Raw genomic sequence first — 18,533 nt, 5'->3', positions numbered from 1 at the left:
GAAGCGAGAAGGAGGACCCATGGCCAGGCTGACGGCGCTGAAGGACTGGCGGCACTGGCGGCGGGGGCGGGCGCTGCGGCCCGTCCCCGGCGCGGACGACGTGGAGAACGCGACGCGGCGCGTCCTGATGTACGGCGTGCTGCCCATGTGGTTCGTGCCGGCCGTCGCCGACTGGGTGATGCACCGGCGCACACACATCGAGCGGACCACCGGCGTCAAGGAGTCGGCGATCCACGCGCTGATGATGGCCGAGGCCGGGGTGCCGGTGCTGGCCGGCCTGGTCGCGCGCGTCAACCCGCTGGTGCTGACGATGATGGGCGGGGCCGCCGCCGTGCACGGCGCGACCGCGGTCTGGGACGTGACGGTGGCCACCGAGGACCGCGAGGTGCGTCCGGTGGAGCAGCACATCCACAGCTTCCTGGAGGTGCTGCCGCCGGCGGCCGTGGCCATCACCTCCTGCCTGCACTGGGAGTCCGTACGGGATCTCGCACACGGCGGGCGGCGGCCGGACGCCTGGAAACTGCTGCCCAAGGAACATCCGCTGCCCGGGAAATACCTGGCCGGTATCGCGGCCGGGGTGGGCGCGTGTGTCGCCCTGCCGTATGCGGAGGAGTTCATCCGGTGCGTACGGGCCCGCAGGTCCGGGGCGTGAGAAAAGGGCCGGGCGCGCTGAGTGCGTTCCGTGCGTTCGGCCCGTCGGAGCAGTGGCGGAGGGCTTTCGTTACGGGCCGGAATTCACGGGTAACGGTAGTTCCAGAAAGCCGAACACGGCAGGCCCGGGGCAGCTGCACCGTATGCGTCCGGGGCGGGTGCGAGAAAAAGGGGAATTTCCATGCCGGCAGGGTCGAACAAGAAGCGTGAGCGTCAGTACGAGCACATCAAGGAGGGCGCCGAGAAGCGCGGTACGTCCACGGGCCGGGCGAAGGAGATCGCGGCCCGTACCGTGAACAAGGAGCGCGCCCGCTCCGGCGAGTCCGGCACGGCGAGCAGGACCTCGACCAAGGACCGCATGTCGGCGCCCGAGCGCGGCGGCCGGCGCTCGGGCAACCGCACCGGCGCCAAGGGCCCCACGCGCGACCAGCTCTACAACGAGGCGAAGCAGCGCGGTGTGGAGGGCCGGTCGAACATGAACAAGGACCAGCTCGCCAAGGCCCTCGGCCGCTGACCCGGCGGGCCCGCCATGAGCAGGGAACCGCTGCGGACCTATCTGTCCAAGCGGCATTTCGACCGGACCTCCGAGCCGCGGGGCGGCGATGCGGCGGCCTCGTCCGGGAATCCGCGGTTCGTGGTGCAGATCCACGACGCGAGCACCATGCACTTCGACTTCCGGCTGGAGGTCGACGGGGTCCTCAAATCATGGTCCGTACCGAAGGGCCCCTCCACGGACCCCAAGGACAAACGGCTGGCCATGCCCACCGAGGACCACCCGCTGGACTACCGGGATTTCGAAGGGGTCATTCCCGCGGGCGAGTACGGGGGCGGCACGGTCATCGTCTGGGACCAGGGGCACTATCGCCCGATGTCGCACGACAGGAAAGGCCGTCCGGTACCGTTCGCCGAATCGCTGGAAAAGGGCCATGCGACCTTCCGGCTGGAGGGCAGGAAGCTGCGGGGCGGTTATGCCCTCACCCGGTTCCGCGGTGGTACCGACAGCGACGAGCGGGAATCCTGGCTGCTGGTGAAGGCGGACGACGCGCAGGCCGGAGGTCAGGGCACGCCCGATCCCCGGCGGGCCCGCTCGGCGCTGAGCGGGCACACGCTCAAGCAGGTCGCCGCCGATGTGGCGGCGGAGTCCGGCGGGTCCGCCCCCGGCAAGAGCACGGGCGAGAGCAAGCCCGGCAGCAAGAGGCGCGGGTGAATTCGCTGCTCGACGGGCTGCCGGACACCCAGCGCCGGCTGCTGGCCGACGCGCCCCCGGGCGCCGACCTCGCCGCCCGCCCCATGCTCGCGGTCCTCAGCGACCGGCGGGAGTTCGACGGCGGCTGGGTCTTCGAGCGCAAGCTGGACGGCATCCGGGTGCTGGCCGTACGCGACGGCGGCCGGGTACGGCTGCTGTCCCGCAACGGCAACGCGCTGAACCGCACCTACCCCGAGATCATCGACGCGCTGGCACGGCAGACGTGCGCCGACTTCACCGTGGACGGGGAGATCGTCGCCTTCCACCGGGGGCGTACCGACTTCGCCCGCCTCCAGCAGCGGATACAGCTCACCGACCCGGACCAGGCACGCACGAGCGGCGTCGCCGTCACCTACTACCTCTTCGACCTGCTGCGCCTGGACGGACAGGACACCACCCGGCTGCCGCTGCGGGCCCGCAAGTCGCTGCTGCGGCGGGCGCTGGAGTTCCGCAGCCCGCTGCGGCTGACGGCACACCGCAACCAGGGCGGTCAGGAGCAGCTGGACCAGGCGTGCGCCCGCGGCTGGGAAGGGCTGATCGCCAAGCGGGCCGACGGGCGGTACGTGCCCCGCCGCTCCCCCGACTGGCTCAAGCTCAAGTGCGAGGCGGGCCAGGAGCTGGTGGTCGGCGGGTTCACCGAGCCCGCCGGGAGCCGGGTCGGCTTCGGCGCGCTGCTCGTCGGCTACTGCGGGGACGGGCGGCTGCGGTACGCGGGCAAGGTCGGCACGGGCTACGACCGGCGTCTGCTGCGGGACCTGCGCGGTCGGCTGGACGCGCTGGAGACGAAGCGGTCCCCGTTCGCCGACGAGGTGCGCGAGCAGCGGGTGCACTGGGTACGGCCCGAACTGGTGGCGCAGATCGGCTTCACGGAGTGGACGCGCGACGGCAAGCTGCGCCATCCGCGGTTCCTGGGCCTGCGCGACGACAAGAAGCCGTCGGAAGTGGTGCGGGAGCGGCCCGGCGGCGGACAGCGGCCGGTTCAGGCCGGGGCGACGGCCGCCGGAGCGAACCGGGCGAGCGGCAGGCCCGTGTAGTTCTCGGCCAGTTCGGCGGCGGCGTGCGGGGCGGACGCGATGCGGTCGAGCTGGGCGATCTGCAGGCGGGTGTCGAAGGCGCTCTGGGCGGGGTCGGTGTGCAGGGTCGTCGTCATGAAGTACGAGAAGTGCTCGGCGCGCCAGACCCGGCGCAGGCAGCCGGCGGACCAGCCGTCCAGCAGGTCCGTGGCACCGGTGTCCTTCAGGCGGGCGAAGGCACGGGCCAGTTCGGTGACGTCGGAGGCGGCGAGGTTCAGCCCCTTGGCGCCGGTCGGCGGCACGATGTGCGCCGCGTCCCCGGCGAGCAGCACCCGCCCGTACCGCATGGGCTCGGTGACCACGCTGCGCATCGGCAGGACCGACTTGGCGGTGATCGGGCCACGGGCCAGCTCCCAGGGGCCGTCGGTGGCGGAGCGGGCGTCGAGTTCGTCCCAGATCCGCTCGTCGGGCCAGTCGGCGGGGTCGGTGCCGTTGGGGACCTGGAGGTAGAGGCGGCTGACGGTGGGCGAGCGCATGCTGAACAGGGCGAAGCCGCGGGCGGAGTGGGCGTACACCAGCTCGTCGCAGGACGGCGGCACGTCGGCGAGGACGCCGAGCCAGGAGTAGGGATAGCCGCGCTCGTACGTGCGCCGCGCCCGGCCCGGCACCGCGTCGCGGGTGACGCCGTGGAATCCGTCGCAGCCGACGACGTAGTCACAGGTCAGCGTGTGTTCACGGCCGCCGTGCGCATAGCGGATCACGGGCCGTGCGGTGTCCGCGCCGTGCACGGCGAGCGCCCGCGCCCCGAAGACCAGCGGTCCGCCGTCGGCGAGTTGGAGGGCGATGAGGTCTTTGACCACCTCGGTCTGCGCGTAGACCAGCACGCTGCGGCCGGTCAGGGCCGGGAAGTCCACGCGGTGCGAGCGCCCGTCGTAGCGCAGGTGGATGCCGTGGTGGACGAGGCCCTGCCGGTCCATGCGCTCCCCCGCGCCGCATTCGCGCAGCGTGTCGGCGGTGCCCTGCTCCAGGATGCCCGCGCGCTGGCGCCGTTCGACGTACGCGCGGTCACGGCTCTCCAGGACGACGCTGTCGATGCCGGAGCGGTGCAGCAGCCGGGCCAGCAGCAGCCCCGCCGGGCCGCCGCCGACGATGCCGACCGTGGTCGTGGCGGGGGCGGGTGCCGGGGCGGGGGCGCGGGTGAGGGGTACGGGGGGTGTGGGGCGCATCGGGGTCACCTTCCTTCGCGGTGCTCGGCGAGGACGCGGTCGGCCAGCACGAACGCGGAGTTCGCCGCCGGTACGCCGCAGTAGACGGCCGACTGGAGCAGCACTTCCCGGATGTCCTCGGCGGTCAGCCCGTTGCGCAGGGCGGCACGCAGGTGCAGCGCCAGCTCCTCGTGGTGGCCGCGGGCCACCAGGGCGGTGATAGTGACGCAGCTGCGGGTGTGCCGGGACAGGCCGGGGCGGGTCCAGATCTCGCCCCAGGCGTAGCGGGTGATGAAGTCCTGGAAGACGGCGGTGAATTCGGTGGTGCGGGCGGCCGCGCGGTCGACGTGGTCGTCCCCGAGGACGGCGCGGCGGACCGCGGTGCCGGCGGCGTACCGGGTGCGGTCGTCGGTGGGCGATTGCGTGCGGTCGCAGCCAGGGATGTCGTCCGGAACCGCCCCGTCGTGGTCCCCCGGGTACGCCGCCAGATGGCCGAGGAGCGCGGCGAGCACCTGCGCGGGCCGTTCGGTGTTGGCCAGGTGGGCGGCCCCGGCCAGCTCGGTCAGGCTCGCGGCCGGGATGCCGTCGGCGAGTTCGCGGGCGTGCGCGGGCGGCGTCGCGGGGTCGTCGCGGCCCGCGACGACGAGGGTGGGCGCGCCGATGCGGCCCAGGTCGCCGCGCAGGTCGTACGTGGCGAGCGCGTCGCAGCAGGCCGCGTACCCCTCGGGCGCCACCGCCCGCAGCCCGGCCACGAGAGCGTCCGCCGCCGGGGAGCCGGCGAAGGCCGGGGTGAACCAGCGGCCGGCGGTGGTGGCGGCGACCGGCGCGAGGCCCTGTTCCCGTACGAGGGCGGCCCGTTCGTGCCAGGCTCCGGGCTCGCCGAAGCGGGCGGCGGAGCAGACCAGGGCGAGGGAGGCGATCCGCTCGGGGTGGTGCGCCGCGAGCCAGGCGCCGACGGCCCCGCCCAGGGAGATGCCCGCGTACGCGAACCGGTCGATGCCGAGGGAGTCGGCGAGGCCGAGGACGAGCCCGCCGAGACCGGCGACCGTGCGGGGCCGTCCGTCCGTACCGTCCCCGAGCACGTCGTACGGTGTCCCGCCGTGCCCCGGCAGGTCCCAGCGGATGACGCGGAACCGGCGCGCCAGCACCTCCGCCTGGGGGTCCCACACGGTGAGCGTGGTGCCCAGGGACGGCCCGAGCACGAGCGGGGGCGCCTCGGCGGGCCCGTCCTCACGGTGGTGCGGGAGCGGTCGGGCGGTGCCGGCGTGTGCGGTGCCGGGCCGGCCGGGCGGCGTGGTCATGCGTGCTCCTGCGGGCTCGGTGCGGGGCGACGGGCGCCGGGGCGGCGCAGGGCCCGGTCCACGAGGGCCCCGGCCGAGCCCGTGTACGCGGCCGGGTCGGTCAGTTCGCGCAGCCGCGCGGCGGGGAAGGCCGCCGCGGCGGCGGGGTGGTCCGAGCGAAGGGCACGCTCCAGCGCCCCGTCCAGGCCGGTGCCGTCGTCCGCCGCGCGGCGCGCCACCTCGGTGAGCAGCCGCTTGGCCGTGTCCCGCCCGAGGTGGGCGCCGAGTACGGCCGCCAGGCGCTCGGTGACGATCAGCCCGCCGGTGGCGTCGAGGTTCGCGCGCATCCGCCGCGGGTGCGCCCGCAGTCCGGCGGACAGTTCGGCGGCGTCCCGGGCCGCGCCGCCCACCAGGCGCAGGGCGTCGCGCAGCGGCTGCCACTCCGCGTGCCAGGCGCCGGCCGGCCGTTCGTCCTCGGCGGCCAGGGACCCGTACAGCACCCCGGCCAGGGCCGGTACCTGCCGGGCCGCGGCGGTGATCAGCGTGGCCCGTACGGGGTTGGACTTGTGCGGCATGGCCGACGAGCCGCCGCCGCTGCCCTCGCTCAGCTCCGCGGTCTCCGTACGGGACAGGGCCAGCACATCGGCGGCGATCTTGCCGAGGGCGCCCGCGGTGAGCGCGAGCGCGCCGGCCAGGTCGGCGACGGGGGTGCGCAGGGTGTGCCAGGGCAGCACGGGTTCGGCCAGGCCGGTCTGCGCGGCGTACGCGGCGAGCAGCCGTGGTCCGAGAGCGTCCGTGCCGTTCCGGACCGCGTCCGAGGGACCGGGATCGGCGTCGGCCTCCGCGAAGGCGTGAAAGGCGGCGAGGGTGCCCGCCGCGCCGCCCAGCTGCGCGGGCAGCGCGGACCGTACGGCGGCGAGCCGGTCCCGGGCGTCCAGGACCAGCCCGCGCCAGCCGGCGGCTTTGAGGCCGAACGTGGTCGGCACCGCGTGCTGGGTGAGGGTGCGGCCCGCCATCGGGGTGTCGCGGTGCTCGGCCGCCAGCCGCCCCAGGGCCGCCGCGGTGTCGTCCAGGTCGCCGAGAACGGCCTCCAGGGCGCGGGCGCAGACCAGCATCGTGGCCGTGTCGAGGATGTCCTGACTGGTGGCGCCGCGGTGGACGTACGCGGCAGCCGCGCCGTCGCGCGCGGCCACGGCGGACGTGAGCGCGGCGACGAGGGGGATGACCGGGTTGCCGCCGGAGCGGGCCCGTACCGCGAGTTCGCGGATGTCGTAGTGGCCGCTGTCGCGGACGGCGGCGGTGACCGCTTCGGCCGCCGCGCGCGGTGCGAGGCCGACGGCCGCCTGCGCCCGGGTCAGGGCCGCTTCCGCGTCCAGCAGGGCACGTACGTACGCGGCGTCGCCGGTGGCGGCCTCGACCGCCGAGTCCGCCCGGCCCGGGGACAGCAGACCGACATCGGCGCTCTCCGGACACACGGCGGGCGCTTCGGGCCGGCGCCCGGCGGGCTGGTCAGCGGAACTCAAGGAAAACCGTCTCCTCGCACTCCTCGCCGCCTTCCGCGGCCCCGCTCCCGGCGTCGGCGGCCTGGAGACGGATGTCGAAGCGGTACCGGCGCTCGCCGTCGGCGCGCGCGACCAGCGTGCGCGCCCGGTGCGCGGGCAGTTGGGACAGCAGCGGGTCGGCCGCGTGGGCGGCGGCGTCGCCGGGGAAGTAGACGCGGGTGAACAGGTGGTGCAGCAGACCGCGGGCGAAGACGCACACCGCGATGTACGGGGCCGCGACCGGGCGGCCCGCCGGGGCCGTGGCGGGCAGGGTGCGCAGCACGTAGCGGCCGTCGGCGTCGGTGGGCACCCGGCCGAAGCCGGTGAAGTCCACCCCGTCGCGGCCGACGACCGCGCCGGTCGCCGGGTCGCGGCGCAGCGAACCGGGCGCGCCGTGCAGGCTCCCGTCCGGTCCGGCCTGCCAGAACTCCAGCAGCGCGTCCGGCACCGGCTCCCCCGCGCCGTCCAGGACCCGGCCGTGCAGGGTGACGGTGTCGGGGTGCCCGGCGGGGGCGGCCTGCCCGCCGCCCGGGAACGGCAGCGCGTAGCCGTAGAAGGGGCCGATGGTCTGGGACGGGGTGGGGTCGAGGAGCCCGGACGGCTCGGTGGCGGCACCGGGCTGCTGCGGTACGCCGTCGTGCTCGTGCGGTGCGGCGGACATCAGTGGTCCTCCTCGGTCCGGGTGGCGGACGGCCCGTCCAGCACGATGTCCCAGCGGTAGCCGAGGGACCGTTCCGCACGGGCGAGGTCCGGGTCGTACGCGCAGACGAGCCGCTCGCGGGCCCGCGGGTCGGTGCACGAGGCGAGGATCGGGTCGTACGGGAACAGCGGGTCGCCGGGGAAGTACATCTGGGTCACCAGCCGCTGGGTGAAGGCGGTGCCGAAGAGGGAGAAGTGGATGTGGGCGGGGCGCCAGGCGTTGTGGTGGTTGCGCCACGGGTAGGCGCCGGGCCGCACGGTGGTGAACGCGTACCGGCCGTCGTCGTCGGTCAGGCAGCGGCCGACGCCGGTGAAGTTCGGGTCGAGCGGCGCCGGGTGCTGGTCGAGCCGGTGGGCGTACCGGCCGGAGGCGTTGGCCTGCCAGATCTCGACGAGCTGGCCGCGTACCGGGCGCCCGGCGCGGTCCCGGACCCGGCCGGCGACGGTGATGCGTTCGCCGAGCGGCTCGCCGGCGTGCTGGCGGGTGAGGTCGGCGTCCAGGGCGGTGACGTCGGTGCCGCCGAAGGCGGGCCCGGCCAGTTCGACGGCCTCCGGGTCGCGCAGCGCGTCGATCGCGGCCAGGGGCTGCCGGGGGTGGCGCAGGCGGGTGCTGCGGTACGGGGCGAAGTCGCGGCCGGGATGCGCCGGTACGGGGCCGCCCGCCGCGCGGGCACGGGCGGCGGCGGTGTGCAGGGCGGCGATCTCACGGTCGATGACGGACTGCGGTTCGGGGCCCGGGGTCGGCGGCTCCTTTGCCGCCGCGGGGTCGGCGGGCCCCTGGGCGGCCGGGGGCGCCGGGGCGGCGGATGCGCTCGGTGGAGTCATCGGGAGTTCTCCAGACGTAGGGCCGGTGGCGGCTTCGGGCCTGCTCTCCTTGCGGGGCGGGGCGGCGGGTTCCGGGCTGCGGGCCGGTCCGTACGCGCGGGGTTGCGGGCGGGGCCGCGCGTACGGGCCGGTCGACGCGGACGGACCGGCGCGGACGGAGCAGCGCGTGCGGACCGGTCGCCGTCCCGGCACCGGCGCGCGCACCCGGCCCACGCCGATGTGCTCATGCTGCCCGCTCACCGGCCGCTTTGAGTGCACGCAGCGCGGCGAGTTCGGCGTCGGTCGGCGCCCGGGTGACCGTCAGGTCCGCTGCCGTGCGCAGCTCCCAGCCGGTCGCCTCGCGTGCCTGCCGCGCCGTCACGCCGGGGTGCAGCGCGGTCAGCACGAGCTCGGCGGTGTCCGGGTCCGGGCGCAGGATGCCCAGGTCGGTGATGACGGCGGTGGGTCCGGCGCCGCGCATTCCGAGGGCGGCGCGGTCGCCCGGCCCGGCGCCGTGCCCGAGGGTGGTGACGAAGTCGAGTGCCGGGACGAGGTTGCGGCGGGTGTGCCGCAGCACGATGAGCACCTCGCCGCAGTTCGCGGCGATCTCGGGGGCGCCGCCGGCGCCGGGCAGCCGGCCCTCGGGCCTGTCCGGGCCGCGGTCCACGACGGTGGTGTTGATGTTGGCGAACCGGTCGAGCTGGGCGGCCCCGAGGAAGCCCACGTCGATCCGGCCGCCCTGCAGCCAGTAGTTGAACATCTCCGGCACGGACACCACGGCGTCGGCGGTGTCGGCCAGTTCGCCGTCGCCGATCGACAGCGGCAGCCGGGTGGGCCGGGAGCCGATGGTGCCGGACTCGTACACCAGGACCAGGCCCGGGTTGACGGTGCGGCGCGCGAGGTTGGCGGCCGTGCTGGGCAGCCCAATCCCGACGAAGCAGCTCCGCGCGCCGGCCAGCGCGCGGGCCGCGCTGACCTCCATCAGCTCGTCGCGGCCGCAGCGCGCGCCGCCGTCCGTACCCTCGTCCGTACCGCTCATCGCGTCGCCTTCCGCACGTTGTCGTCGATCCAGCGCGAGAACGTGTCCCGGTCGCGGGAGACGGCGTCCCACTCCTGGTAGAAGTCGTTGTCCCGTACGGAGTACCCGGCCGCGTACGAGGGATGGGCGCCGCCGGGCACCGGCGCGACGGCGTCGATCACCCAGCCGGGCAGCACCACCGAGCCGGGCCGGGGCTCCAGCGCCCCCTCGACGATCTCCTCGACGGTGACCAGCACCCGCCCGGCGGCCAGCACCGCCTCCTTCTGCACCCCGGTCAGGCCCCACAGCTGCACATTGCCGTCGCGGTCGGCCTGCTGGGCGTGGATGACCGTGACGTCCGGGTTGAGGGCGGCCACGGCGGCCAGTTCCTCACCGGTGAACGGGCAGGTGACCGTGGAGACGGTGGCCGTACGGCCGGGGATGCCGCTGCCGCGGTAGCCGCGCAGCACCGCGAACGGCAGCTTCGAGGCACCGGCGACGTAGCGGTTGGCCATGCCCGCGTGGCTGTGCTCGTCCAGTTCCAGCGGGCGCGGCCAGCCGTTCTCGACGGCGTCGCGGAAGCGGTGCAGCGAGCCGACGCCGGGGTTGCCGCCCCAGGAGAAGATGAGTTTGCGGGCGGCGCCCACGCCGATGAGCTGGTCGTAGACGACGTCCGGTGTCATCCGGGCCAGGGTCAGGCCGGTGATGCCCTGCCGGATGATCTCGTGCGCGGCGGCGAAGGGGATCAGATGGGTGAAGCCCTCCAGCGCGACGGTGTCCCCGTCGTGGACCAGGGCCCCGACGGCGTCGTGCAGGGAACGGATGTCGGCCATGTCCTCGCCCTCGCGTCGTCCCGGTGCGCCGCGTCCGGCGGAGCCTGGCACCGCCCGGCCACACCCGCACCGTTCGCCAGGTGAACTAAAGTTCAGATCGAATGCGCCCCGAGTCTGTCCCCCTCTCCCGGCCCTGTCAACGGGGCAACGGGTACGGTTCCGACGAGATTTCCGCACCGTGGAGAGCCCATGACGCACCCCGCCACCGACGCACCGCCACCACCCCGGGAGGCGGTGGGCCCGCTGATGCGCGGCCTGTCCGTGCTGCGCGCGCTCTCCGCCGGCGGCGGACGGCAGGCCGTCGGCGACCTCGTCCGTACGACCGCGCTGGCCCGCTCCACCGTCGACCGCGTCCTGAGCACCCTCGGCCGCCTCGGCCACGTACGCGTCGAGGGCCGGGACGCGGTGCTCGCGCCCGGCCTGCTGGAACTGGGCAACGCCTACCTGGCCGCCTCCGAACTGCCCGACCGGCTCGGCCCGGCCGCCGAACGGCTCGCCGACGCGCTCGACGAGTCCGTCTCGCTCGCCGTGCCGGACGGCGACGGCGTGCGCTTCGTCCACCAGGCGACGCGGCGGCGCGCGATGTCCCTCGCCTTCCGCATCGGCGACCTGCTGCCCGCCGAGCGGGGTGCGCCCGGCGCGCTGTTCGCCGCCGACTGGGACGCGGACGCCTGGCGGCGCTGGCGGCAGCGGCGCGCGGCGGACCCCACCGACGCCGGGTTCCCGGCCGTACCGCCACGCCGCTACGGCGACGACGGCACGGGGCCGGCCGGCCCCGCCGCCGACTTCGCCTCCCGGGTCGAGGCCGCCCGTACCGCCGGCTGGTCACTGGACGACCAGCTGATCGAACCCGGCCTGGTCGCCATCGCCGTGCCCGTACGCGACGCCGGGGGCCGGCCGGTGTGCGCGCTGAGCGTGGTCAGCCACACCAGCCGCCTGTCCGCCGGAGACCTGCCCGGCGCCGTACTCCCCCGACTGCGCGCCACCGTCGCCGAAATGGAGCGGTCCCTGACCGGCCCGGCCACCCCCGACTCGGCGGCCGGCCCCGGCCCGGCCCCCTCCCGGCACGCCTCCTGGATGCGCGCCTCCAAGCAGGAACTGGGCCCGGAGTTCGTCGAGTCCCTGGCCCGCGGCCTGCTCACCCTCACCGCGTTCGGCACCGGCCGGGCCGAACTCCCCCTGACCGCCGTCGCGGAGGCCACCGGCCTGGCCCGCGCCACCGCGCGCCGCGCCCTGATCACCCTCGAACACCTCGGCTACCTCGCCTCGGACGGCCGGCTCTTCCGCCTCACACCGAAGGTGCTGGAACTGGGCTTCGCCCCGCTGTCGGGCCTGACACTCCCCGACATCGCCCAGCCCCACCTGGCCGCGCTGGTGGAGCGGGTGCACGACTCCGCGTCGATGGCGGTGCTGTCCGGTACGGACATCCAGTACGTGGCACGGGTCCCCACCGTACGGATCATGAGCGTCAACATCACCGTGGGCACCCGCTTCCCCGCGTACCCCACGTCCATGGGCCGCGTCCTGCTGGCGGACCTGCCCCCGGCGGAACGCACCGCCCACGTCCCCGCGGACGGCCTCACCCCCCTCACCCGCCACACCGTCACCTCCCCCGAACGCCTCGCCACCCTCCTGGAGCAGGCGCGCGGGGACGGCTACGCGCTGGTGGACGAGGAGCTGGAGGAGGGCCTGCGGTCGATCGCCGCACCCGTACGCGACCGCCACGGCCGCGTCGTCGCCGCGGTCAACGTCTCCACCCACGCGGGCCGCCGCTCCCCCGCCGAGGACCGCGACGCCCTCCTGCCTCCGCTGCGGACGGCCGCGGCTCGCATCGAGGCGGATCTGCACACGGCGGGGCGGTACCTGCGAGTGCCGCTCACCTGAAAAGGCCCGTGCGGGCCACCCCGGACAGCAGGTGGTCCCGCACAGGCGCACACCGGTCCGGTCAGTGACTGCCGCCGAGACCGAGGAAGTAGTGCATGTTCCGCTCGCCGGCGCCGTTCAGCATGTGCTCCACATTCCGATACGGCGCAGTGTCGTCGACGTAGTACCAGGAGGGGTCACTGCCGTTCAGGCTGCCCCGGGCCCACCTGGTCATGTCCGACCAATCGGTTTCCATCCCCACTCCGAAACCTCCCAGGGTGGTCTGAGGGCGGCCCGAAGCGTCGTACTCCGCCCCGTTCCTGACGATCGCCTCGATGCGGTGCGATATCCAGCCGAAGCGAGCGCCCTCCGCGATGGCAGCGATCATCACGGTCAGCTGACGGCGCACCGTCGGCACATCGTTGGTGCTTGAGAGACGGCCGAGCCCCCTGGCCGCGCTGACGATGGTGGGCACATCGAGCACGTACCCGCCCCGCTCCTCGGCGCGGTCCAGCCCTCTGCTTCCCGTATAGCTGCCATTGAACGCGAAGGGCGCGAAGTCGGCGAAGTTCCGAGTCTGGGGCTGGCGTCGCATGATGTTCTGAGCCGCCCCCCGGTCCGCGTCGTTGACGTCCCGGAACGAGTAGTTGCGCCCTTCCGAACTGATCCCGATCATGTAGAGATTGTGGGCCCAGAAGAAGAGCGAGAGGCGGTGCGGATTCGCGAGGTCACCATTGTCCATGACGTGTACCTCGATGAGCCGGTTTCTCCCCGTGGTGGTCTCCTGGACGGCACCGGTACTCCTGGGCATGTTCTGCCCGACCAGGTGCCGGATGTCATTGATCATCGACGCGTACGCGTCGCCCGCATTCGCGCCGGCCGCGTTCCAGCCCGTTATGTCGAAGTAGACGCGACTGAACTCGTTGTTGGTCGCCGCGTGAGCTTGCGGAGGCGAAACAAGCCCTCCGCCCACGAAGGCCAGTGCGGCGAGCAGGGTGACCAGCAGCGTGCGCGCGCTGCGCCACCACACCCCCTTTGTGCCAGTCAGCATACGTACCTCTCAAAGCGTGGAGTGGACTCGGAAGACGACCGGACGGCGCCCTTGAAGGCGCGGCACGGCTGCGGTCGGCAGCCGCATGGCACCGGGCTGCATCCCCCACTCTTCGCGTCGGACCTAACGTGATCCTTACGCTCATGTAACGCGGCACCGGCCCCGGTTGTCAGCGGTCAGCGGTCAGCGGACTGAGCGGTACCCCGGACGGTCGCCGTGTCCGCCTTCACGCCCAAGGCGTGGCCCCGGTCCCGTTCGCCCAGGCGACCAGCTGATCGCCGTCGAAGCAGCGGATGCCGCAGGTGTCGGCGTAGTCGGAGGCGGGTTCGGTGAAGGCGCTGGTGGTGACGACGGCCGCGATATCGGCTTCGTGCACCGCGTAGCAGGTGCCGCCGAAGCGCTGCATGTCCTGGGAGCCGACCTTGTTCGTAGCGCAGTAGCGCTTGCACTGGATGATGATCCGCCGGCCGTCGGACGTGGTGGCCAGCACGTCCGCCCCCAGATCCCCGGCACCGCCGACGACTTGCACGTCCCGGCAGCCGTCCCGTTCACAGAGGTCGGCCATCGCCTGCTCGAAGGCGTACGCGTCCATGGCGAGGAAGTCCTCGACGCTGCTCCAGCGGACGGTCGTGGGTGCGAAGTCGGCCACGGGAGCCGGGGCGGCTTCCGCCGCTGCGACCACTTCGGCCTCGGCCTCCGCCTTACCCGCCCGGGCCGCCCGCCGCAGCTCGCGCAGGCGCGGCATGCCCCGGACCGCCAACACGACCAACACCACGACGAACGGGAGGACGACGACGGTCACGAGGGTGGCCGCACCCGGATGCTCCACCGCCCACCGGAACATCTCGCGCACGACGAGGAACCCACCCGTCACCAGAGCGCCGAGGACACCCAGGACGAACACCGTCCGCCGCATCGGATACGTACGGACACGACGCCGAGCCGACGGTCCGTCAACTCTCAGGGGTGCGGCCACAGGCGGTGCTCCTTGACTTCCGCGGGACGGTCATGGTTCCTCGCCCGTCTTCTGCCCCGCGAAAGCCGATCCATGATCACCAAGGCGCCGCACGCGCCGCCGCCGGGCATTCTCCAGATCCCGCGCCACAGCCAGCACGACCGCCACCACGACGCACACCACCGCCACCAGCGCGGCCGACGACATCAGCACCGGATGCACGGATCTCCCAAGGAACAGGCGACGAAAGGCGCCGGAATTCCCCAGCCCCGAAAAGCACCATGCGCCACCGCACACCGCCCCGCCCTTCACCACCGCCACCCCACGCGCCCGATCACCCGAATCCAGCACACGGACCCCTGCGAACGGCCCTGTGCGGGCTATGCGGGCACGCGGCTCCCCTGCCCCCACAATTCCTCGGCGTGCCCGGCGAACCGGTCGAACATTCCGCCGTCCGCCTGCCTGCGCAGATGCAGCAGCGGCGCATCGTGCCCCACCAGCCGGGCAAGGTGCGGCGTCACGAAGGCGTCGTCATCGAAGCGGAACACCGAGAGACCCAGGTGATACATGGCGTCCTCGGCGGCACTGAACCGGATTTCCAGACCGTCCACCGGCCCCATACGGTCCAGTTGCTCAAGCGTGGTACGGATACGTGTCGAGACCGTCAGCGTCACCTTCTCCGCGCGCTCCCGGCCCCGAGTGGCGTCCCCTTCCGGATCACCGATCAGGAACCGCACCCGGCATCCCGCACCGGCCTTCCGCCGCAGGGTCTCGGAGAACGCCGGCACCTGCGACCACAAGAAGTAATTCGTGTACCCCGCGAAGAGCAGTTCCCTGTCCGCGCCCCGGATCAGCTCGCCCCACGCATCGGAAGGACAGGCGGACCTGTACGGATAGCTGTGTACCAATTCCCGGTCGTACCCACTCTTGACGCGGTCCTTGACCGACTGCGGCCAGATCATCTCTTCACCCACTCCCAACGCCCGACAGGCGTCCTCGCGATTTCTTGCATGGGGTGTCAGTTCGGCGTCGGCCGACCGTCTCACGAACGTAAGGCTCCGAGGGTCCAACTGCCCCCGACCAAGTACAGATTCGTCCTTGTGAGCAGTCCACCCTCGTCGACCGGCCCCATTCCCCGACGTCCACCTACGACGCCACTCGGAGGGCCACCAGTGAGCAACCCACCTTATGCCGAGACACCCCGGATGTTCGTGCTCCTGGGCGGGGACCGGAACGTCACGGACATGACGATCCTGCCCAAGCGCGGTGCGGCCGGGGCCGCCGACGTCGACCGGATGCGGGATCTGTTCGAGCGGCGGCTGGCCCGTATCTGATCCGGTCGGTGCCGGGCCCGCCGCATGGTCCCGGCACCGAACCCAACTGCTCGCTCCGCCGGTGCCGGGCGGCTGGGTGCCCCGCAGCGGCGCCGGCTCCGTGGCGCCCTCAGTGCCGCCGGTGCCGCTTCGCGTACGTATGCAGGCGCGCCCGGAAGTCGTCCGGTGGCAGGAAGTGGGCCCAGCGTTCGGGGTATTCGGCGGGGGCGGGGGCGCCCGGGTCGTCGTCCTCGTCATCGTCGCCGTCGTCCTCGTCGTCCGGCTGTGGCATGTCGGCGAGGGCGGCTTCCTCCAGGGACGCGCCGCCGAGGCCGACGGCGGCCAGGGCGGCGCGCTGGGCCGCCGCCACCTCGCGGGCCCGGCGTTCCTTCTCGGCGCGGCCCGCGGCGGTGGCGACCGAGGGCCACACCCGGTCGAGGGCGGCGTTCATGGCCGCGCCCACCAGGACCGCGAAGGCGGAGACGCCGATCCACAGCAGGACGGCGACGGGCGCGGCCAGGGAGCCGTAGATGGTGGGGCCCTCGACGGTCTGGGTGAGGTAGACGCGCAGCAGCAGGCTGCCCAGCACCCACATGGCGAGGGCGACGACCGCGCCGGGGATGTCCTCGCGCCAGGGTGAGCGGACGGGGACGGACACGTGGTAGAGGGTGGTGAGGAAGGCGACGGACAGGATGAGGACGACGGGCCAGTAGAGGATGCGGATGGCGGTCTCGCTGGCGGGCATCCAGCTGACGACGGTGTCCGGTCCGACCACCATCAGCGGCAGCGCGACGGCGCCGACGACCAGCGCGGCCAGGTACAGGACGAAGGCCAGCAGCCGGGTCCGGACGATGCCGCGCCGCCCGTCCAGCCCGTACATGATCGTGATGGTGTCGACGAAGACGTTGACGGCGCGGGAGCCGGACCACAGGGCGATGGCGAAGCCCAGGGAGATGACGTCCGGGCGGCGGCCGGTGAAGATGTCGTCGAGCAGCGGCCGGGCGATCTCGTTGACGCCCTTGCTGGACAGGAGCGTGTCGGACGCGCTGAGGATGTTCTCGCGGATGTGGTCGATGGTCTCCTGGCCGATCCAGGGCTCCATGTAGCCGAGCAGGCCGATGAAGCCGAGGAGCAGGGGCGGCAGCGACAGCAGGCAGAAGAACGCCGCCTCGGCGGCGAGCCCGGTGACGCGGTACTCCATGCAGGAGTTGACGGTGTCCTTCAGCAGCAGCCAGGCGAGGCGGCGTTTGGAGACGTTCCGGTACAGGACCCGGGCCCTGTGCAGACGGCCGGCCGGCCGCTGCGCTGCTTCTTTCACTGGCTGCACCTCCTTACCGTATCTGCCATGGCAGCAACCACTCATACGGTCACGAACCAGCCTCCGCCCCTGGTCGGGTACGACGTGTTCACGGCGGACGCGGCGCTCGGCGAGGGCGTCGCGCGGCATGTTCCGCCCGCCCTGCGGGACGAGGTGCGCGGGGAGCTGGGCGAGCTGGGCCGGGCGGCGGGCTCCGCCCACGCGCAGCGCTGGGGCGCGCAGGCCGACGGCAGTCCACCCGTCCTGCGTACCCACGACCGCTACGGCCACCGGGTGGACGAGGTGGAGTTCCACCCGTCGTGGCACCGGCTGCTCGGGCACGCCGTCTCGGCCGGGCTCACCGACGCCTGGTCGCGGCCGGCCGGGCACGTCCGGCGCGCGGCGGGGTTCCTGGTGTGGACGCAGGCCGAGGCGGGCCACGGCTGCCCGCTGTCGATGACGCACGCGGCGGTGCCGGCGCTGCGGGCCGATCCCGGGCTGGCGGCGCAGTGGGAGCCGCTGCTGACCTCGCGGGTGTACGAGCCGGGGCTGCGGCCGGTGGCGCAAAAGCCGGGCGCGCTGGCGGGGATGGCGATGACGGAGAAGCAGGGCGGCAGCGACGTACGGGCGCTCGGCACCGTCGCCGAGCCGCTGTCGGCCGACGGGGAGTACGTGCTGACCGGGCACAAGTGGTTCTGTTCGGCGCCGATGTCGGACGCGTTCCTGGTGCTGGCCCGGACGTCGGGGGACGTGTCGCGGCGGGCGGACGGGGACGGGCTCAGCTGCTTCCTGCTGCCGCGGGTGCTGCCGGACGGCAGCCGCAACTCCTTCCGTATCCAGCGGCTGAAGGACAAGCTCGGCAACCGCTCCAACGCGTCGGCCGAGGTCGAGTTCGACGGGACGACGTGGGCGCGGCGGGTCGGCGAGGAGGGGCGCGGGGTGGCGACGATCATCGAGATGGTCGCGGCGACCCGGCTGGACTGTGTGACGGGCTCGGCGGCGGTGATGCGGCAGGCGGTGGCGCAGGCGCTGCACCACACCGCGTACCGGGAGGCGTTCGGCAGGCCGCTCGCGGACCAGCCGCTGATGCGCAACGTCCTCGCGGACCTGGCGCTGGAGTCGGAGGCGGCGACGACGCTGGCGCTGCGGCTGGCGGCGGCGTACGACGCGGACACCGACCAGGAGCGCGCCTTCCTGCGGCTGGCGGTCCCGGCGGCCAAGTTCTGGGTGACCAAGCGCTGCACGCCGGTGACCGCGGAGGCGCTGGAGTGCCTGGGCGGCAACGGCTACGTGGAGGAGTCCGGGATGCCGCGGCTGCTGCGCGAGTCGCCGCTGAACTCCGTCTGGGAGGGGTCGGGCAACGTCCAGGCCCTGGACGTGCTGCGGGCACTGCGCCGTGAGCCCGCGGCGCTGCACGCGTTCCTGACGGAGATCGGTACAGCCCGGGGCGCGGACCACCGGCTGGACGCCGCGATCAAGGGGCTGCTGACCGAGCTGGCCGACCTGGAGGGCGTCGAGGCCCGCGCCCGGCGGCTGGCGGAGCGGATGGCGCTGGTCCTGCAGGGTTCGCTGCTGGTGCGGTACGCGCCGCCCGAGGTCGCCGACGCGTTCTGCGGCTCGCGACTGGGCACCGACCACGGCGCCTTGTTCGGCACCCTGCCGCACACGCTCGCCCTGCGCGCGATCGTGGAGCGGGCGCGTCCGGTGGCGGAGCCGTGACGGGCCCCGGGACGTATGCAGGGGCGGGCCTCTCCCCCGGGACGC

Annotated in this window: 19 protein-coding genes; 7 read left to right on the top strand and 12 right to left on the bottom strand. The window is 73.8% G+C overall.

The window, feature by feature from the left end; all coding sequences use genetic code 11:
* Window positions 1-19 precede the first annotated feature (19 nt).
* The 4 genes from ACFV57_RS05210 to ligD all read left to right on the top strand — a co-directional run bounded on the left by ACFV57_RS05210 (window position 20) and on the right by ligD (window position 2,931).
* Window positions 20-652 (top strand): diguanylate cyclase, encoded by a 633-nt coding sequence (locus tag ACFV57_RS05210; protein ID WP_385225861.1) that lies wholly within the window; start codon window positions 20-22, stop codon window positions 650-652.
* 180 nt (window positions 653-832) lie between these two features.
* The gene (locus ACFV57_RS05205; protein WP_385225859.1) at window positions 833-1,165 is read left to right on the top strand and encodes a plasmid stabilization protein; all 333 of its coding nucleotides are present in this window, start codon (window positions 833-835) and stop codon (window positions 1,163-1,165) included.
* Between the two features lie 15 nt (window positions 1,166-1,180).
* Window positions 1,181-1,858 carry a DNA polymerase ligase N-terminal domain-containing protein gene (locus ACFV57_RS05200; protein WP_385225858.1) on the top strand — a complete coding sequence of 226 codons (678 nt, stop codon included), beginning with the start codon at window positions 1,181-1,183 and terminating at the stop codon, window positions 1,856-1,858.
* On the top strand, window positions 1,855-2,931 hold the full coding sequence (ligD, locus tag ACFV57_RS05195; RefSeq protein ID WP_385225856.1) for a non-homologous end-joining DNA ligase: 1,077 nt from the start codon (window positions 1,855-1,857) through the stop codon (window positions 2,929-2,931). Before ACFV57_RS05200 ends, ligD begins: the two co-directional genes overlap by 4 nt.
* Here the strand turns inward: ligD and ACFV57_RS05190 are convergent.
* The 7 genes from ACFV57_RS05190 to ACFV57_RS05160 form a co-directional block, all read right to left on the bottom strand.
* Window positions 2,877-4,136: a 4-hydroxybenzoate 3-monooxygenase gene (locus ACFV57_RS05190; RefSeq protein WP_385225854.1), complete on the bottom strand. Its 1,260-nt coding sequence runs from the start codon at window positions 4,134-4,136 to the stop codon at window positions 2,877-2,879. The two genes, ligD and ACFV57_RS05190, sit on opposite strands and share 55 nt — an antisense overlap.
* A 5-nt stretch (window positions 4,137-4,141) precedes the next feature.
* Complete coding sequence (pcaD, locus tag ACFV57_RS05185) at window positions 4,142-5,416, bottom strand: 3-oxoadipate enol-lactonase (protein ID WP_385225852.1); 1,275 nt, start codon at window positions 5,414-5,416, stop codon at window positions 4,142-4,144.
* Window positions 5,413-6,918 (bottom strand): 3-carboxy-cis,cis-muconate cycloisomerase, encoded by a 1,506-nt coding sequence (gene pcaB, locus ACFV57_RS05180; RefSeq protein WP_385225849.1) that lies wholly within the window; start codon window positions 6,916-6,918, stop codon window positions 5,413-5,415. Before pcaB ends, pcaD begins: the two co-directional genes overlap by 4 nt.
* Window positions 6,905-7,597 (bottom strand): protocatechuate 3,4-dioxygenase subunit alpha, encoded by a 693-nt coding sequence (gene pcaG / locus ACFV57_RS05175; protein ID WP_385225847.1) that lies wholly within the window; start codon window positions 7,595-7,597, stop codon window positions 6,905-6,907. The genes pcaB and pcaG overlap by 14 nt, the downstream gene beginning before the upstream one ends.
* On the bottom strand, window positions 7,597-8,460 hold the full coding sequence (gene pcaH / locus ACFV57_RS05170) for a protocatechuate 3,4-dioxygenase subunit beta (protein ID WP_385225845.1): 864 nt from the start codon (window positions 8,458-8,460) through the stop codon (window positions 7,597-7,599). Before pcaH ends, pcaG begins: the two co-directional genes overlap by 1 nt.
* Before the next feature lie 223 nt (window positions 8,461-8,683).
* Window positions 8,684-9,478, bottom strand: coding sequence for a CoA-transferase subunit beta (locus ACFV57_RS05165; protein ID WP_385225843.1), 795 nt, complete (start codon window positions 9,476-9,478; stop codon window positions 8,684-8,686).
* The gene (locus tag ACFV57_RS05160) at window positions 9,475-10,290 is read right to left on the bottom strand and encodes a CoA transferase subunit A (RefSeq protein WP_385225841.1); all 816 of its coding nucleotides are present in this window, start codon (window positions 10,288-10,290) and stop codon (window positions 9,475-9,477) included. The genes ACFV57_RS05165 and ACFV57_RS05160 overlap by 4 nt, the downstream gene beginning before the upstream one ends.
* A 189-nt stretch (window positions 10,291-10,479) precedes the next feature.
* On the opposite strand from ACFV57_RS05160, the gene ACFV57_RS05155 reads away from it, so the two are divergent.
* Window positions 10,480-12,174, top strand: a complete 1,695-nt coding sequence (locus ACFV57_RS05155; RefSeq protein ID WP_385225839.1) for an IclR family transcriptional regulator C-terminal domain-containing protein — start codon at window positions 10,480-10,482, stop codon at window positions 12,172-12,174.
* A gap of 61 nt (window positions 12,175-12,235) precedes the next feature.
* On the opposite strand, the gene ACFV57_RS05150 is transcribed toward ACFV57_RS05155, so the two are convergent.
* From ACFV57_RS05150 to ACFV57_RS05135, 4 genes are all read right to left on the bottom strand, one after another.
* The gene (locus ACFV57_RS05150) at window positions 12,236-13,204 is read right to left on the bottom strand and encodes a ribosome-inactivating family protein (protein WP_385225837.1); all 969 of its coding nucleotides are present in this window, start codon (window positions 13,202-13,204) and stop codon (window positions 12,236-12,238) included.
* 226 nt (window positions 13,205-13,430) lie between these two features.
* Window positions 13,431-14,120, bottom strand: coding sequence for a restriction endonuclease (locus tag ACFV57_RS05145; protein WP_385226108.1), 690 nt, complete (start codon window positions 14,118-14,120; stop codon window positions 13,431-13,433).
* Window positions 14,121-14,210: 90 nt separating this feature from the next.
* Window positions 14,211-14,510: a hypothetical protein gene (locus ACFV57_RS05140; protein ID WP_385225835.1), complete on the bottom strand. Its 300-nt coding sequence runs from the start codon at window positions 14,508-14,510 to the stop codon at window positions 14,211-14,213.
* Between the two features lie 29 nt (window positions 14,511-14,539).
* Window positions 14,540-15,121, bottom strand: a complete 582-nt coding sequence (locus ACFV57_RS05135) for an XRE family transcriptional regulator (protein ID WP_385225833.1) — start codon at window positions 15,119-15,121, stop codon at window positions 14,540-14,542.
* Between the two features lie 210 nt (window positions 15,122-15,331).
* Between ACFV57_RS05135 and ACFV57_RS05130 the strand changes: the two genes are divergently transcribed.
* On the top strand, window positions 15,332-15,493 hold the full coding sequence (locus tag ACFV57_RS05130; RefSeq protein WP_385225832.1) for a hypothetical protein: 162 nt from the start codon (window positions 15,332-15,334) through the stop codon (window positions 15,491-15,493).
* Window positions 15,494-15,602: 109 nt separating this feature from the next.
* On the opposite strand, the gene ACFV57_RS05125 is transcribed toward ACFV57_RS05130, so the two are convergent.
* Window positions 15,603-16,799 carry a YihY/virulence factor BrkB family protein gene (locus tag ACFV57_RS05125; RefSeq protein ID WP_385225830.1) on the bottom strand — a complete coding sequence of 399 codons (1,197 nt, stop codon included), beginning with the start codon at window positions 16,797-16,799 and terminating at the stop codon, window positions 15,603-15,605.
* Between the two features lie 18 nt (window positions 16,800-16,817).
* Here ACFV57_RS05125 and ACFV57_RS05120 point away from each other — a divergent pair, with 18 nt between their 5' ends.
* Entirely contained in the window at window positions 16,818-18,488 is a 1,671-nt protein-coding gene (locus ACFV57_RS05120) for an acyl-CoA dehydrogenase family protein (protein WP_385225828.1), read from the top strand.
* Window positions 18,489-18,533: the final 45 nt, after the last annotated feature.

This window comes from Streptomyces sp. NPDC059788 (assembly GCF_042732265.1).
GTDB lineage: Bacteria > Actinomycetota > Actinomycetes > Streptomycetales > Streptomycetaceae > Streptomyces.
The sequence above is the reverse complement of the archived record's forward strand: the minus strand, read 5'-3'. Positions and strand labels throughout refer to the sequence as shown.